The sequence below is a fragment of the Bordetella avium genome (genome assembly GCF_034424645.1).
In the GTDB taxonomy this organism is placed as follows: domain Bacteria; phylum Pseudomonadota; class Gammaproteobacteria; order Burkholderiales; family Burkholderiaceae_B; genus Bordetella; species Bordetella avium.
This window is the reverse complement of the sequence record NZ_CP139969.1, coordinates 1,623,164-1,638,073: the sequence shown is the minus strand read 5'-3', so window position 1 is coordinate 1,638,073 and position 14,910 is coordinate 1,623,164. Positions and strand designations below refer to the sequence as shown.

Sequence of the window (14,910 nt, the reverse complement as noted above, 5' to 3'; positions counted from 1 at the left end):
AAAGACAGGGGCCAGCCTATTAGCGGCTGGCCCGGATGTCGACAAGCGTCAAGTTTAACGATAGACGTTTTCGCGTAACCAATCTTGTGCGAACGACTCTGCGCGATCACGCGCCTCATCGAGCGAGGCACATGTGCCGAGGTAAGAAAACGCGGCGTCGATCTCAGTTCCGCCCTCGGCCGTGACAGTCAGCAAAACACCGTACCCGCCCGTGTCCATCGCTGCGGTGGACAGATCTATCAGTACTTCCTGGTCGCGAAGCTGCATGGCGTCCTCCCAGTGCGCTCAAGTCGGCCGGATGGCCGTCTTGTCAACAAAGAGCGGGGGGTTAATCAGACTAATCCCCGCCTTTAGTAGTTCGACTGCCCTGTTTCTTACAAGTTCAATCTTTTATTCAGCGCAACAGCCTGTTCCATTGGCGCGCCTAATGGCGGTGAATCGCCCCCGGCCCTTCCATATGCAATGCCAGCCTTCCTTTCTCAGTGATTAGCAGTTGGCCATCGGCAGCGCGTTCGACGCAACGCAGGGTCAGCAAAGCATCGGCGAAACTCTCGGGCACCTGCGCTTGCGCGCCCTGTTCGGCGATGATCTGCAACCAATACGCCAGCTCGCCCTGTTGAAACTGATGCCTTGCCATGTTGACGCAAACCTCACTATGGAAAGAGCAGACCATATCATGCTCCGGGAAAGTGCGGCCCAATAACTCGTATCTGCTCGATTCCCCGTCATCGCTCAGCTTGCGAAACAGCGCAAGCGCGGCATGCCGGCTGTCCTCTACAAGAACAGGTTCGCTTCTGTCTCCCCGGGCCTTGCCTAGCGGTAAAGAGCCGGCCATTCATCAAGGCCGCTATCGATACGAACATAAGCCCTGCGCCGCCATGCTTAGTTTTTTATCACACCCCCGACAGATTGTCTGATCTTTTCTCGGGTATCGCGCCGGTCTTGAGAGGCATCGAAGCCCCCGGCAGATACAGAAAAATAACCGTACCGGCCTCATCACTCGTCGCCCAGACTCGGCCGCCATGCTGCTCGGCAATCGCACGAACAATGGCCAAGCCCAGGCCGCTACCCTCCCGAGACCCGGCGCGCGACGGATCGCAACGATAAAAGCGCTCGAAAATGCGTGACAAGTCTTCCCGAGCGATCGCCTCCCCCTTGCTGTGAACCGATATTTCCGCCCCCTGCCCGCGGCACTGGACGGATAACACCACCTCTGTTCCCGCCTCACCATAGCGAATGGCGTTCGCCAGCAAATTCGCCAAGGCCCGCCGCAGCAAGACACTGTCGGCACGGACATCGCAGGCGACAAGGTAGCGCAGGACCATTCCCCGCTCCTGGGCCATGCCCTCGAAATACGCGCATAGCTGCTGCGACAACTGACACATATCCACCAGGGCACAATCCGGTGCGGATTCACAGGCACGCACCCGCGCCAAAAACAGCATGCCGTCAATCAAGCGGTTCAGGCGTTCATACTCTTCCAGATGCGACAGCAGCACCTCCTCGTAGACCGCCGCCTCGCGGGGCCGCTGCACCGTGCGCTGCGTCTGCCCCATCAAAATGCTCAAGGGAGTGCGCAACTCATGAGCCAGGTCCTCCGAGTAGCGCGACAAGCGTTCGAAACCTTCCTGCAAACGGTCCAGCATGCCATCCAGCGCGCGGGCCATCTGGCCCAGTTCCAGGTAGGCATCATCGTCATGCAAACGCTCGCGCAAGCCAGTCACGTTGATGCCTGACACCTTGCCTGCCAACACGCGCAGACCCCTCAACCCCCGCCAGCTCAGTGCGTAGGCCAGAGCAAAAGCCACCACGCCTCCCGCCAGAAGCGCAACCAGCAAGCGTTGGCGATACATCGCGAGCATGGCATCGCGTTCCTGAAGATCCAGAGCCGCAACCAGCATCCCCGCGCCTTTGGACCTGGGACGCCAAGCCAGCCGCAAATGCCTCGCACCAACGATATCGGTACGGAAACCCACCATGGCGCCGATCGCAGACAAATCGGGGGTAGGCAAGCCTCGGCCATTAATGGTCAGCAGCACCTCACCCGAGATACCCAGCACCCACAGCACGCTGTCGCGGCGACCCATCATGCTGTCGAAAATCAGGGGCCGCTTGCGCAGCAAATCCAGGCTTTCCGCGTCCTGCAGCAGGCCGTCCATGCGCGCCAGACGCCGCTCCAGCGCCTGGTCATCGCTGGCTGCGAGTTGCCGCGCCAAGCCATAGTAGAGATAGGCCCCCAGACCCCCCAACACCACCAGACTGAGCAAGGCGAACGCCAGGCTCAGATGCAGACGTAGCGAACGCGGCCTCATTCGCACAATGCCAGCCGATAGCCCATCCCCCGAACGGTATGAATGAGCCGGTCGGGATAGGGCTCGTCAATTTTCATGCGCAAGCGCCGGATCGCGACATCCACGACATTCGTGTCGCAATCAAAGTTCATCAACCATACATGCGAGGCAATCATGGTGCGCGTCAGCACCTCGCCCTGACGCTCCAACAATAAGCGCAGCAAGACAAACTCTTTGGCAGTCAGACGGATCAAGCGGCCAGCACGGCGTACCTCAAAGCGACCGACGACCATCTCCAGATCGCCGAGGCGCAGGACATCCTGGCACTGCACAGGCCCCCTACGCAACAAAGATCGGACACGCGCCAGCAATTCAGCGTAGGAAAACGGCTTAATCAGATAGTCGTCACCCCCCAGCTCCAGACCTTTGACACGATCCTGGACACTGTCACGCGCACTCAAAAACAAAACTGGCGTGCTGGCCCTGCGTCGGATGACACGCAAGACTTCCCACCCATCCATGCCGGGCAGCATCACATCAAGCAGCACCAGATCAAAAAGCGCCGATTCAAAACAATGCTGAGCGCTGCGGCCGTCACGGGCTACAGTCACGGCATAGCCGGACTCAGCCAGCCCCCCTGCAAGATAGTCGGCTGTCTTAGGCTCATCCTCGACGATCAATATCCGCACGCGCCCTCCTGCTCTCCCTCCGGAAAGAGAAACAATCTAGCGCGCAGTCTAGGCCGTCGGGATTACAGAATTGTCATTTTCCTGCCATTTGGGTGAGCGCCCCTACAGCTTATCTTATGCATGTGCAAGGTGTAGATAGGAGAGCACATGCCTTTAAAACTGTTCATTTGCCTGCTTGGCCTGGTCAGCCTACCCACCCTCGCGGCCCCGCCAGTACTACAGCAGCAAGAGGTATCCCTGGCGCTGGCGCAAGATCTCATCAACGAAACGCTGCGCCAATGCCAGGCGCAAGGACGCGATGCCGTGGTTGCCGTCGTGGACCGTGGCGGCAATCTGGTGGCCCTGCAACGCGCCGACAATATCGGACCGCACAACAGCTTGGCGGCCCAGCGCAAAGCCTATACCGCGCTATCGACCAAGACCAAAACAAGCGAGCTTGCGGAACGTGCGCGAACCACGCCCACGGCGCAAAACCTCGTGACGCTGCCAGAACTGCTCTTGCTGGGCGGTGGTCTGCCCCTCAAGGTTCAGGGACAAGTCATCGGCGCCATTGGCGTCGCCGGCACGGGCAGCGCCGACGCTGACGATCAATGCGCGCTGCGCGCGATTGCGAAACTCCTTCCCAACTCATGACACAGGAATCACCATGAAAACCATCGCTCTGATCCGTGCTTCTGTTTTGAGCGCCAGCCTGTTGATTGCCGGCCAAGCCATGGCCGAGGGCAATCCGCTCAGCGTCCATGTGCTGAATCTTGAAACCGGACTGCCTTCGTCGGGCGTCGCCGTCACGCTGGAAAAAGCCCAAGGCGAGCAGCAATGGAAGCTGTTGTCCTCGGGCGTCACCAACGAGGTTGGCCGCATCTCGGCGCTGTTTCCTGCCGGGGCCAGCCTGGAACCAGGCACCTACAAAGTCACATTCAAGACCGGAAAATGGTTTGCCGAGCATCAAGGCAAAACCTTCTTTCCCGAAGTGCCCGTCATCTTCTCTGTAGACGGTTCGGTCAAGCACTATCACATCCCGCTTTTGCTAAGCCCTTATGGCTTCTCCACCTACCGGGGTAATTGAACCCGGCGGGCATGCCTGCCTGCGGCGGATGCGCAGGCAGGCAGGCGGGCAATCAGTGACGTCGCTGGATCGACCCGGCAACGCGGCCCAGCAGATAGGCGAGCGCCCCCACGACGAGCAGCGAACCCACAGGGTGGCGGCGCACCACCGACTGCACGGTATCGGCCACGTCGTCATAGCTGTCGCTCACGCAGCCGGCAACACCCTGGATCTTGCCTTCGACCTGCCGCGCCAGACCCCTGGCGCGCAAACCGACGTCCTCGGCCACCACACCCAAAGCCTCCTCACCGCGTCCTGCCAACTCCTTGACCTTGCCGGCCACCGTATCGTTCGCCATCGTGCGCTCCTTGTCGTGGTTGAGTATCAAGCCCTGCAGAAAGGCTTAGAGATTGAGCTTGTTGATCTTGGTGCCTTCGAGCGAGATGCCCGCCATCAGGCCCGCGTTATTCAGCACAAAGCCGATCACCGGCTGTTGCGCAGTACGGGTGTCGATATGACCATTCGCGCCGATCGTAGCGACCGCAACAAAGGCGTCAACGCCGGCGGTCCAGCCGTCACTGTTGCGGAATTTGTTCAAGGCATCCTGTGTCATGAAGAGCACGACGATAGCCTTGGATTGCGCCCCCGCCTGAAAACCGACCGAGCCGCCTGCCGTGCTGTAGTAGGCCGTATCTACCCCGCCGACGCGCAACACCCCCTTGCCGTATTGCGCTCCGACGATAAAGCCCGCGCTCACCACCGAGGGGAACACCAGCACACCCTTGGCTTCCCGAACCAGCGCGCGCGCATCTGGCGAAGCCTCATACAGCCGCGACAGCGTTGCATCAGCGCCGGCATCGATCTGCTGGCGTTGGCTTTGCGCCGAACCGCTGTCCTGTGCATTGGTCGCGGTGCAGCCGGAAAAGACCAGGCCTGCCAAAGCCACCGTCGCGGCGGCCATGCCGATGCGTTTGAAGCGAGCGTTAAACATGGGAAGTCTCCGTGCCAGGGTTGATATGCCCTTAACCTTATACAAACTCCCGCACCCTGACTTGGCGCCCAGGCATTCTGCGAAGCAAAAAATGGCACCAGCTGTAACTCGTACTACTACGAAACCCCGAATGAAAGCGCGAATACTCTCGTGCCTTTGCAGAAACATTTTGTCATTCTTGCGCCCGCACAAAAAAACCCGTCAGTCGAGGGAGGCATTTTTCTCCTAAGGCCGACACCATCACACTGGCGCCAATAAAGACCAGCCCCCAGAGCAAATCGGCAGACAGGCGCTCCTTAAACACCCAGGACGACACCACCAGACCGATCAGCGGCACGCAGAGCATGGCGATTGACGTCGCCACAGGGGGCATGCGCTGCGTCATGGTCAGCACCACGATAAAGGTCAAGGCGGTGGCCAGCGGCCCCGTGTAGGCAATCAAGGGCCAGACCTCGGGCTGCGCCAGAAACACCGGCGCGCCATCGCGCAGCCAGGCCAACGCGATAAGAGGCAGGCAAGCCAGGCCGGTCTGCCAGGGAATCATCTCTACACCCAGCCTGACGGAGCGCCCCGCGCGCAGTTGCACGATATTGCAAGCCCAAGCGAAGGAGGCGCCCAGCAACATACCCAGTCCCACGACCAACTGCGGCTGCCATGGGCTGAAGGCGGGTGCCACAATCATGCCGATACCGGCATAGCTCAACAAGGTGGCCAGCCATTGGACGGCTGACAAACGCTCCTTGAGCCACAATGCCGACAGGGGAATGACCCAGACAGAAGTCGCATAGGCAATGATGGAGGCGCGTCCGGGCGGCACATATTGCAAAGCCCAGAGAGCAAGGGCGGTGAAAGCGGCCATCTGCAACAAACCCACGCCGGCGACCAGCGGCCATTGCGCTGCGCTCGGGCGGCGCAAACGGCCCAGCGCGCCCAGTACTAACAGGCTCACCAGCGTCGCCGAACCAAAACGGCAGGCCGCCAGCCACAGCGGGCTCATGTGAGCCAGGCCCAATTTCATGATCGGCCAATTCCCCCCCCACACGAACACCGCGCAAATCAGGGGAAGAAGCTTGCGGGCCGATTGAAACTGATGCATGAATCCAGACTGCCGAAACCCGCCTCGGAAAGAAGCGGTGAACGAGCGACAGTCTATCGGCGGCCCCCTGTTCGGAGCTGCTGCAATACGCGGCCATCCGCTATGATGGCAGCATGTTCGAGCTGTTTTTTAAACAACAACCATCCAATCATGCCTGACATCACGCTAGACGCCACAGACATCCGGATTTTGAACGAATTGCAGCGCGATGCGCGCCTGTCCAATGTCGAGTTGGCCCAGCGCGTCAACCTTTCCCCCTCCCCCTGCCTGGCGCGGGTGCGAAAACTGGAAAACGACGGCCTTATCGACCGACGCGTCACCCTGCTCAATGCCCGCAAGCTGGGCTTGAAGGTCAATGTATTCATTCAGATCTCGCTCGATAAGCAGCGCAAAGCCACGCTCGATGTTTTTGAGCGCGAAATCGCCGTACTGCCGGAAATCATGGAGTGTTATCTCATGTCGGGCGATGCCGATTATCTGGTGCGAGCCCTGGTCGAAGACGTCGATGCGCTGGAGCGCCTGATCGTCGAACGCATCACCCGCATTCCTGGTGTGGCCAGCATTCGTTCCAGCTTCGCGCTCAAGCAAGTGCTCTACACCACGGCCGTGCCCTTGCGCTGAAGCTGCCCGGGCAATCGCCTACACTGCCGGTTTAGCTCTGGAAATCACATGGAAAATCAAGAAGTCCTCGTCGCTTTCGCTCAAGCCATCCAGGAATTGGCCGCCAAGACCGCAACGGCCGAGTCCGCCCTGCACTGCCTCATCGAAGCACAAGACCCCGACACCCGCGCCCGTTTCGGCGCAGCGTTCGAGACCATCGCCGCCGGCCTGATCGCGCCGCGCGCCGACCGGCCGCTCACCGGTCATGCGCTCGGCCAGCTCAACCTGGCCGTCAATGCCTATCTGGAAGCGGCAGGCCGCGATCCCATCACGCCGCCCGAAGCTTGAAGCGCGTCGGGGGCTGCACAAAAAAAGGTTTCGCGGTAGCATCAGACAAACGGCAGAGACCCTCCGCTCGGCCCTTCAAGGGGATGACATGAGCAAGATCAACGTACTGCGCTTGCTACACCTTTCCGACACCAATCCCGTCGTGGCCGAACGGCTTCGGCCCTTCGAAGGCTGCAGCGTCATGGCGGTGCTCGACACCCTCGCAGGTCTTTCTTCCGAGTTCGGCCTGCCCTTCACGAGCGATGAAGCCCGTGCCGTGCTGACCAGCCACGAGGGTTTGCCGCGCTATTTGGCCGGCGGCTACAACGACGGCCTGGGCTGACCCGCAGCGCCTTCCTTTCCCAAGCTCCCCCTGGCCTGCCTTCAACACACCCTAGGCGGCCTACCGTCCGCGCCCGGCCGCAGAGCGAACGGGGTAGCGCTTAAAAACCAGACACATCGAAAGACCTAAGACATGCAAAATTCGATCCGCGTTCGGCGAGGCATGAATGACGCAAGGCCTTTGCTTTGGTGCGCATAGTGACCCCCTAGGGTTAGCTAAGGTAATAATCGGGATACAAGGCTCCGGGAGGGCATATGACACAACAGGCGCGCATTCAGATCATTAAGCCCGTTTTCTTTACATCGGGGGCCATCATCCTGGCCCTCGTGTTGTTCGCTGTCATTACGCCAGGCCATGCGCAACGCGTCTTCGGCGCGGTACAAGCCTGGATTTTCGGCAATGCCAGTTGGTTTTATATGCTGGCCGTGGCCACGGTGCTCGTCACGATGGTGCTGATCGCGTTCAGCCGCTACGGCGACATCAAGCTTGGCCCGGACCACAGCCAGCCGGACTATCGCGACCCCACCTGGTACGCCATGCTCTTCGCAGCCGGCATGGGTATCGGTCTGATGTTCTTCGGCGTGGCCGAACCGGTCATGCATTTTCTCGATCCGCCGCTGGGTGAGGGCGGCACGCCGGAAGCCGCGCGCGAAGCAATGAGCATCACCTTTTTCCACTGGGGCCTGCACGGTTGGGCGGTCTATGCGGCCGTGGCGCTCATCCTGGCGTACTTTTCTTTCCGCCACGGTCTGCCGCTCACCCTGCGTTCGGCGCTCTACCCCATCTTGGGCGACCGCATCTACGGCCCCATCGGCCACGCGGTCGATATCTTCGCCATCATCGGCACGGTGCTGGGCGTAGCCACCTCGCTCGGCCTGGGCGTGGCGCAGATGAACGCAGGCCTGAACTATCTGTTTGGCCTGCCCATCAGCACGCCGGTGCAGATCGTGCTCATCGTGATCGCCTGCGGCATGGCCACGCTCTCGGCCGCCAGCGGCCTGAACAAGGGCGTTCGCTATCTGTCCGAAGCCAATATGGTCATGGCAGTTCTGCTGCTGCTATTCGTGCTGTTTACGGGCCCCACCGTCTTTCTGCTGCAAGCCTTTGTTGAAAACGTCGGGGTTTATCTCTCGGGCATTGTCGCCCGCACCTTCAACCTGTACGCCTACGAGAAAACCGACTGGATCGGCGGCTGGACGCTGTTCTACTGGGGCTGGTGGATATCCTGGTCGCCCTTTGTCGGCGTATTCGTAGCGCGTATTTCGCGTGGGCGCACCATCCGGCAATTCCTGGCCGGCATGCTGCTGATGCCTACGGGCTTCACCTTTCTGTGGATGACGGTGTTCGGCGACAGCGCCATCTACCATATCCTCACCGGCGGGATGTCTGACTTCGGCCAGGCCATACGCGCCGACAGCTCGCTGGCGCTATTCGTCTTCCTAGAGCAGTTCCCATGGACGAGCGTGATCTCCTTTTTCTGCGTGATCATGGTGCTGATCTTCTTCGTCACCTCCGCAGACACGGGCGCCCTGGTCGTGGACATGCTGGCATCGGGCAAAGATAACGCGCCTGTCTGGCAACGTGTGTTCTGGTCAGTGCTAATGGGCGCGCTCGCCATCGCCCTGCTGCTGGCGGACGGGCTCAAAGCCCTGCAAACGGCCACCATCGCCAGCGCCCTGCCCTTCTCCATCGTCATTCTGGTGTCCGTTTACGGGCTAATTAAGGCGCTGAGGCTGGACAGCGCCAAACGGCGTTTGCGCTACCATCGCACCAGCCGGGGCGCGGTGCGCCCCAATGCCGAAAACTGGCAGCGCCGCATTCGCAACATGGTCATGATGCCGCGCCGTGCCCACGTGCAGCGTTTCATTTCCGATGTGGCGCGCCCCGCCATGGACGATGTCGCCGAAGAACTCGGCAAAGAAGGCTATGTCTGCAAAGTGGAAGACGGCGCTGAGGGCCAGGTCAGTCTGCATGTCGCCCACCACGGGGAATACCTCGACTTCAGCTACTCCGTCATTCCCGTAGCAGAAATCCGCCCCAGCCTGACGCCGGAGGACGCGCTCGACGAAGAAGAGCGCCGCTACTTCCGGGCCGAGGTTCACCTCGGTGAAGGCGGGCAGGACTACGACATCATGGGCTGGAGCCGCGCTGAAGTCATCGGCGATATCCTCGACCAGTACGAGCGCCACCGCCATTATCTGCATGTCGTAAGCTGACCCGTCCCAGCCTCGGTGGTCCGGCGCCATCCCGGTACTGCCTAGGCTGCTGGAGAAGCAGAATCAGTCTGCGGCGCAACAGCCCAAGCGGCCGCGTTGAAGTCAGGCCCATCGCGGGGAGCAACTGGGGCAGCCTGAACAAAGCCGCCCGCACAACAAGGACTGAAGCCCGCCCGGGGCGGCTCAGCCCTTGGGCAGCAGACGCATCCCGGTCCGTTTTACAAACTCTTCATAGCTGATCGGATCGGGAACCTTGCTCACATCGGGGCTATTGGCCTGCCAATGCACCCAGGAGCGACCCGTCGTGGCGTCGTATACCAGCTTGAAGATCTCGCTTGGCACCGCCACGCCCGAACCACCTATGGTCTTGGGCTTATCCCGATATACCGGCCCGGTAAACACATAGACATCCCCGCCAGCGCGCATCGCATAACGGCGGGTGTCCTGCTCGACGCGGCTCCAGGGGCCGGCGTTGTGCTTCTGATCCTGGGGCACCATATTGGCCAGAGAAAAACTCTGCGCCATAGCTTCCTTGGTCGCCATATCGCCCGCAGGCGCCATATGCCCGCGCGAGTACCCCGAACCTCGATAGTCATTTAGTTCCGCACGCTCTGCGCTCGGCAAACGCGCCTCGGCGTAGAACTTGTCGGTACGCGCCATGCCCTGCGCCTGCTGCAAACTGTCACGATTCAGACGCTCGACCACCACCACCGGCGTCTTGGTCTGACCGTTGTGCAAAATGGCGAAGGCGGAAAAACACAGCTCGCGCAGCCCCTTGCTGGCGGGCACCAGCGGCGTTTGGCCCTGCGGGAAAAACTGCGGACAGTCAGCGAACCGGGTCTGCACCATCTCCCCGACAGGCGCAGCAAGGGGGGCCGTCTGTGTCGACGTGGACCAGCCCAGGCGGTGCAACACCTCGGCAGGCGAGATCCCGAGCTCGGGCGCCAGCGCATAAGTCGCGGCGCCAAAACTGACCAAAGAAGAAACGATCAAAGCCCGGAGAAAGCCCTTGGGCTTATTGGCGGATCGGGAAGTACGTCGTGGGGCTGAGGTTCGGCGCGTCATTGTTACTTAAGTCTGGCTTGCCGGGCTGCTTATTGCCGGCTTGGACCAGGATTGTAGATGACACACAAATAGCATCAGGCCGGACTAATACCTGTAGACACCTCTGCTCACCAACCCACGCCCCCATCACAGAGACGCCCGCCACACTCACTTATTGACGCTCTCTCTACGCACATTGCCACCATGGCAACTTGCGGACCTGCCATTGACTAGGCGCCTCGCGCATTTTGGACGACCACAGGGACAGCGATACAAGCACCCTGGCCGACTGATCATGGACCGGGCCAAGCTGCGACAAGATGTATGGACCCAAAGAAAATCTGCTCACGCCAGAATCGAAGAATCTGATGTGAGCATGAAGAGGAAATACGACACTAAATGTTGGACGGCCAAGCACCAAAACGCGCGAGTGCTGGGAATCACCCAGGACATGGGTTACCCCGCGAGCATGAGGCCAGGTTAGGTGGCGCTTTAAACACAACAGATATTTAGCCCTCTATCTCGCTCATTTCACATATCGCTTGTTACCGCCACTCGTAACGCAATACCGCCCTCCCCGCGGCCCCGTACATACTGAACCAGAGCCACAAGAGCAGGAGGATGAGGTGGCGTCAGAAGGAGATGTAGGCTTCTTGCCTATCGAAGGCTGCGCCCCTCCCGATGCAGCCGGAGAAACTGATGACTGGCTTCGCGCCAGCGAGTCATAACATTTAAGCCTCGCTTCATTCGCCTGTCGCACCGCACAGGCCTGAAGATCCGTTGCCAAGTCAGCCTGAACCACCTGTGACAACGTAAGGCTTAAGAAAACAAACATACTCAACAGCAGGCGCATACTCATCTCCAACAGTCGATTGACTCTAAAAATTACTCGAATATATTTCCACTCACTTAAATACAGGCTAAAAATCAAAGGAGCAGCCAACAAAAACTCTGCACTTTTGCACGGATTTTTCTTTTTGTATTGAGCTTTGCAGCACGCAGCGCCAGCAGAACACCTTAAAGAGCACTGAAGCTCAGCTCAAACCGAGCCATCTGGTCCTGAAACTCGACCATGCATGATTGCTTTGTCGTAACAAACTCCAAAAACGGCGCACACTTCGAGGCCCGACAAGTTCAAACGAAAAAAATAACTGCAGCTAACGGGTAACGGTTGAGGAGGAAACGGCAAAGTTGATGGCACGACACCGTGCAGATCACCATCTAGACCCGCTGGCATCCCCCGGTAATCGGCACAGCATTCTCCACCGCAATAAAAAACATCACGAAACTCTTCCTCTAACAAAACTGGCCCCCGCGAAAGCGGGGGGTCGCCATGAAAGGCTTTCGCAACGACATCGCACCGAGCACCGCTGACCTGATACGGCTGAACACTGATCTGGCCATGACGTGCCACGATCTTGCTGACCTGTCCGCAGTTTCTGGCCATCGTCCCTAGCGAAAGTACAGAGGTGGCGCGTCGTCCCGGGAAATGAGCGCACTGATGCGCTTCCTTCTGGCATCGCTTGACGCTGCCAGAGTCAGAAATAGAAGCCGTCCTGGCAAAGATGCGGGAAATCGGCGCAGAGCTCGACTTCAGGGAAGCCGGCGTAACACTTGGCGTATCGCCATCGGTGCGTCCGCCTTTCAGCGCGGCGCTATGAAGCGCCTGAATATTGGTCTACACTTTCTGGGCCTGTAGGGCGAGCTGTGTCACCCCTACGCGAAAGTCCGATAGTGTCGAGAGTCGTATCGGAGGCCAAAGTCCCGCCTTGTGCGGGGCTTTGTTATTTGCGCTAGACAAGCGCCGATTTGCTCAAGCCATCTTAGGCAGGCTCGCCCGTCAGCCCCGCTATTCGGGCGCGCCCAACGCCTGCACATAGCCCAGAAGCCCATTCAACGGGTCAGCCCATCCCGCAGCATCCGCTACCACCTTAGCAAGGCTTAGCAAAGCGCGCGCGGGCAGATGGAGCCGCCAATCGATCACGGAATCTTGAACAGGCCGCGGATCTAGCGCGAAAGCTGCCGAGATTGCGCAGGATTCCAGCTACGTCGTATACGGCGTGACTATGACCAGGTGACAGCCCCGGCTCATGAATAGAACACGAGACCTGGCCCGAGGTAGCGTTGCCTTCAATCGCAGGCATCCATCTCAACAAAGTGCGCATAGAGGTCTGTGCTAATAAACATCTGGCGGCTGCGCAGGTTGTAAACAAGCCGCTTGGAACTCCGATAGCCTTTCACAACATCTAAATCTGCGCTGTACCACTTTTCATTACCGGGAAGCGATGGGTTGCGATAAACATCGCCGCCGATCCACTTCTGGTCCGTGAGCTTAATCCCCCACAGGGACTCAGAGCTTTTCCCGGACCAGCCAAGTCGCTTCGCTTCATCGGAGGTTATGTACACCGAAGGCAGTCTCCCTAACTTTCCAATATGCCGAACGGTACGCGCTAGCGACGCAATCGATTCAATCTGCGCCACGCCGCTATCGGCTAAAAATTTGTTGATGGCTTTGATCTCAGCTTCACACGTATTTAGCCCGCGAGCCTGCGCACTTCCTACCGTTATGAACATGGCTATTGCAGCTGAAACCGCCACTATTCTTGCCCCCATTGTTTTTTCTCCTCGATCAAAAGCGGCGAACTGTAGCACCGATTAAGCACCACCTTTATCTGCACCGGGTAGCCGAATCTGAACAAGAACCCCCGAAAGGCAATAGCACGACCAAAAACGGAAGTCATGCCTATCGAGAACGAGGTAATAAACGAGGGCACCACCACCGGCCTTCCGCTCCGAAGCGGGCTCTGGCACATTGACCCGCAGGTCAAAGGGTATGGATGCCTTTGCGAGAGCACTGCCGCAGGGCAAAACGCCGAAATGTGGGGCAGATCAACCGAAGACAAGCCTGCAAAGACTTAGCCGATAGCGCAGGCCCCAGGTCCTGCCCTCACGCTGCTAAAGCGCGGCTCAGTATCTGAAATCAGGCAAAAATCACGCACATAGGAAAGGGGCCAGTGATTTTCATCACTGGCCCCTCGATCTTTCTGGTCGGGACGGCGGGATTCGAACTCGCGACCCCTTGCACCCCATGCAAGTGCGCTACCAGGCTGCGCTACGCCCCGAAAGAGAACGTAACTATAGCAGGAAAATTTTGGTTTTGCACCTGCAACGTCACTTTTTTCATGAAATTGGCATTATTTTTTATAGACCGCTCATTAATTGAGCAAGATATCGACCCCTATCTGCGGCCATTGCGCAGTTCTTGCGCAAATTTCAGGCTTGACCGCCTGCATCGCCCCCGTAACGCCGTTTGGCCCGCCCGATAGGATGAAGCAATATCGCCAACTGGCTAAGGGATACTCGCCCACGATCCTGGATGAGCGCCAAATCCCTACCGGCCTACGAGGCAGATATGGCTTGATGCAGACAAGAAAAAACCCCGCCGGTGTGGGCGGGGTCATCCATGGCTGCGGCCAGCCGGCGAGGCTTAGAGGCTGGCGGCCAGGCTGGCTGAGATATCGTGCAGCTCATTGCGCAGCGCCTGCAACTCCGCCGCGGACAGACGCACCGCCGAGGCCTCGGTGCTGGACGCATCGCCTCCCAGCCGGTTGCGCGCGCCGCTGATCGTAAAGCCCTGCTCGTAGAGCAAGGAACGGATGCGGCGGATCAGCAGCACTTCGTGATGCTGGTAATAGCGGCGGTTACCGCGCCGTTTGACAGGTTTGAGTTGAGTGAATTCCTGTTCCCAGTACCGCAGCACATGGGGCTTCACACCACACAGCTCACTGACCTCGCCGATGGTGAAGTAACGTTTGGCGGGAATGGGCGGTAGCGTGACAGTCGATTCAGTTTTAGTCATGGATGAATTTTATGCCGCGTAACGTCAGGGACCGTTAACAATTACCGACAAAGCGTATCACTCCGCCGCTTCGTCATCAGAGACCTCGGCGGGATTGCCGCTTTGCTCGACCGTGCTCTTTAATTTCTGGCTGGCATGAAAGGTCACCACTCGTCTCGCAGCGATAGGAATGGTCTCGCCGGTTTTGGGATTGCGCCCAGGACGCGGCGGTTTGTCGCGGACCTGGAAATTTCCGAAACCGGAGAGTTTGACCGAATCGCCACGCGCCAGAGCTTCGCGGATTTCTTCGAAGAAGGTATCCACGATGTCCTTGGCTTCGCGCTTGTTCAGGCCGACCCGCTCAAAGAGCAGTTCGGCCAGCTCAGCCTTCGTTAAGGTGCGCGGTTCGGCAAGCATAGCGTTTCCCATG

General features: G+C 59.1%; 17 protein-coding genes and 1 tRNA gene. 6 read left to right on the top strand and 12 right to left on the bottom strand.

Going from position 1 to position 14,910, the window contains the following annotated elements; translation table 11 throughout:
* Positions 1-54 precede the first annotated feature (54 nt).
* From U0029_RS07835 to U0029_RS07820, 4 genes are all read right to left on the bottom strand, one after another.
* On the bottom strand, positions 55-267 hold the full coding sequence (locus U0029_RS07835) for a hypothetical protein (RefSeq protein WP_012417711.1): 213 nt from the start codon (positions 265-267) through the stop codon (positions 55-57).
* 157 nt (positions 268-424) lie between these two features.
* Entirely contained in the window at positions 425-637 is a 213-nt protein-coding gene (locus tag U0029_RS07830) for a hypothetical protein (protein ID WP_169507426.1), read from the bottom strand.
* A 256-nt stretch (positions 638-893) separates the two neighbouring features.
* Positions 894-2,312, bottom strand: a complete 1,419-nt coding sequence (locus U0029_RS07825; protein ID WP_012417713.1) for a heavy metal sensor histidine kinase — start codon at positions 2,310-2,312, stop codon at positions 894-896.
* Positions 2,309-2,980, bottom strand: a complete 672-nt coding sequence (locus U0029_RS07820; protein ID WP_039052037.1) for a heavy metal response regulator transcription factor — start codon at positions 2,978-2,980, stop codon at positions 2,309-2,311. Before U0029_RS07820 ends, U0029_RS07825 begins: the two co-directional genes overlap by 4 nt.
* Before the next feature lie 147 nt (positions 2,981-3,127).
* On the opposite strand from U0029_RS07820, the gene U0029_RS07815 reads away from it, so the two are divergent.
* Both U0029_RS07815 and uraH read left to right on the top strand, forming a co-directional pair.
* The gene (locus U0029_RS07815) at positions 3,128-3,613 is read left to right on the top strand and encodes a GlcG/HbpS family heme-binding protein (protein WP_012417715.1); all 486 of its coding nucleotides are present in this window, start codon (positions 3,128-3,130) and stop codon (positions 3,611-3,613) included.
* A gap of 13 nt (positions 3,614-3,626) precedes the next feature.
* Positions 3,627-4,046 (top strand): hydroxyisourate hydrolase, encoded by a 420-nt coding sequence (gene uraH, locus U0029_RS07810; protein ID WP_012417716.1) that lies wholly within the window; start codon positions 3,627-3,629, stop codon positions 4,044-4,046.
* Positions 4,047-4,098: 52 nt separating this feature from the next.
* Here the strand turns inward: uraH and U0029_RS07805 are convergent, their stop codons facing one another.
* From U0029_RS07805 to U0029_RS07795, 3 genes are all read right to left on the bottom strand, one after another.
* Positions 4,099-4,383: a CsbD family protein gene (locus tag U0029_RS07805; RefSeq protein ID WP_039052038.1), complete on the bottom strand. Its 285-nt coding sequence runs from the start codon at positions 4,381-4,383 to the stop codon at positions 4,099-4,101.
* A 45-nt stretch (positions 4,384-4,428) separates the two neighbouring features.
* On the bottom strand, positions 4,429-5,016 hold the full coding sequence (locus tag U0029_RS07800) for a BPSL1445 family SYLF domain-containing lipoprotein (protein ID WP_012417718.1): 588 nt from the start codon (positions 5,014-5,016) through the stop codon (positions 4,429-4,431).
* 172 nt (positions 5,017-5,188) lie between these two features.
* The gene (locus tag U0029_RS07795) at positions 5,189-6,112 is read right to left on the bottom strand and encodes a DMT family transporter (protein WP_012417719.1); all 924 of its coding nucleotides are present in this window, start codon (positions 6,110-6,112) and stop codon (positions 5,189-5,191) included.
* A gap of 150 nt (positions 6,113-6,262) precedes the next feature.
* On the opposite strand from U0029_RS07795, the gene U0029_RS07790 reads away from it, so the two are divergent.
* From U0029_RS07790 to U0029_RS07775, 4 genes are all read left to right on the top strand, one after another.
* Positions 6,263-6,733 carry an Lrp/AsnC family transcriptional regulator gene (locus tag U0029_RS07790; protein ID WP_012417720.1) on the top strand — a complete coding sequence of 157 codons (471 nt, stop codon included), beginning with the start codon at positions 6,263-6,265 and terminating at the stop codon, positions 6,731-6,733.
* A gap of 48 nt (positions 6,734-6,781) precedes the next feature.
* Positions 6,782-7,060: a hypothetical protein gene (locus tag U0029_RS07785; protein ID WP_012417721.1), complete on the top strand. Its 279-nt coding sequence runs from the start codon at positions 6,782-6,784 to the stop codon at positions 7,058-7,060.
* A gap of 88 nt (positions 7,061-7,148) precedes the next feature.
* Positions 7,149-7,382 (top strand): hypothetical protein, encoded by a 234-nt coding sequence (locus U0029_RS07780; RefSeq protein WP_114851957.1) that lies wholly within the window; start codon positions 7,149-7,151, stop codon positions 7,380-7,382.
* 254 nt (positions 7,383-7,636) lie between these two features.
* The gene (locus U0029_RS07775) at positions 7,637-9,598 is read left to right on the top strand and encodes a BCCT family transporter (RefSeq protein WP_012417723.1); all 1,962 of its coding nucleotides are present in this window, start codon (positions 7,637-7,639) and stop codon (positions 9,596-9,598) included.
* Between the two features lie 183 nt (positions 9,599-9,781).
* Here the strand turns inward: U0029_RS07775 and U0029_RS07770 are convergent, their stop codons facing one another.
* From U0029_RS07770 to U0029_RS07750, 5 genes are all read right to left on the bottom strand, one after another.
* A complete protein-coding gene (locus tag U0029_RS07770) occupies positions 9,782-10,663 on the bottom strand; it encodes a DNA/RNA non-specific endonuclease (protein WP_169507427.1) in 882 nt (293 codons plus the stop codon).
* Between the two features lie 2,109 nt (positions 10,664-12,772).
* Complete coding sequence (locus tag U0029_RS07765; RefSeq protein WP_231838483.1) at positions 12,773-13,294, bottom strand: ribonuclease domain-containing protein; 522 nt, start codon at positions 13,292-13,294, stop codon at positions 12,773-12,775.
* 393 nt (positions 13,295-13,687) lie between these two features.
* A tRNA-Pro gene (locus U0029_RS07760) sits at positions 13,688-13,764 on the bottom strand.
* A gap of 365 nt (positions 13,765-14,129) precedes the next feature.
* A complete protein-coding gene (locus U0029_RS07755; RefSeq protein ID WP_012417731.1) occupies positions 14,130-14,501 on the bottom strand; it encodes a MerR family transcriptional regulator in 372 nt (123 codons plus the stop codon).
* 57 nt (positions 14,502-14,558) lie between these two features.
* Positions 14,559-14,909, bottom strand: a complete 351-nt coding sequence (locus tag U0029_RS07750) for an integration host factor subunit alpha (RefSeq protein WP_012417732.1) — start codon at positions 14,907-14,909, stop codon at positions 14,559-14,561.
* Position 14,910: the final 1 nt, after the last annotated feature.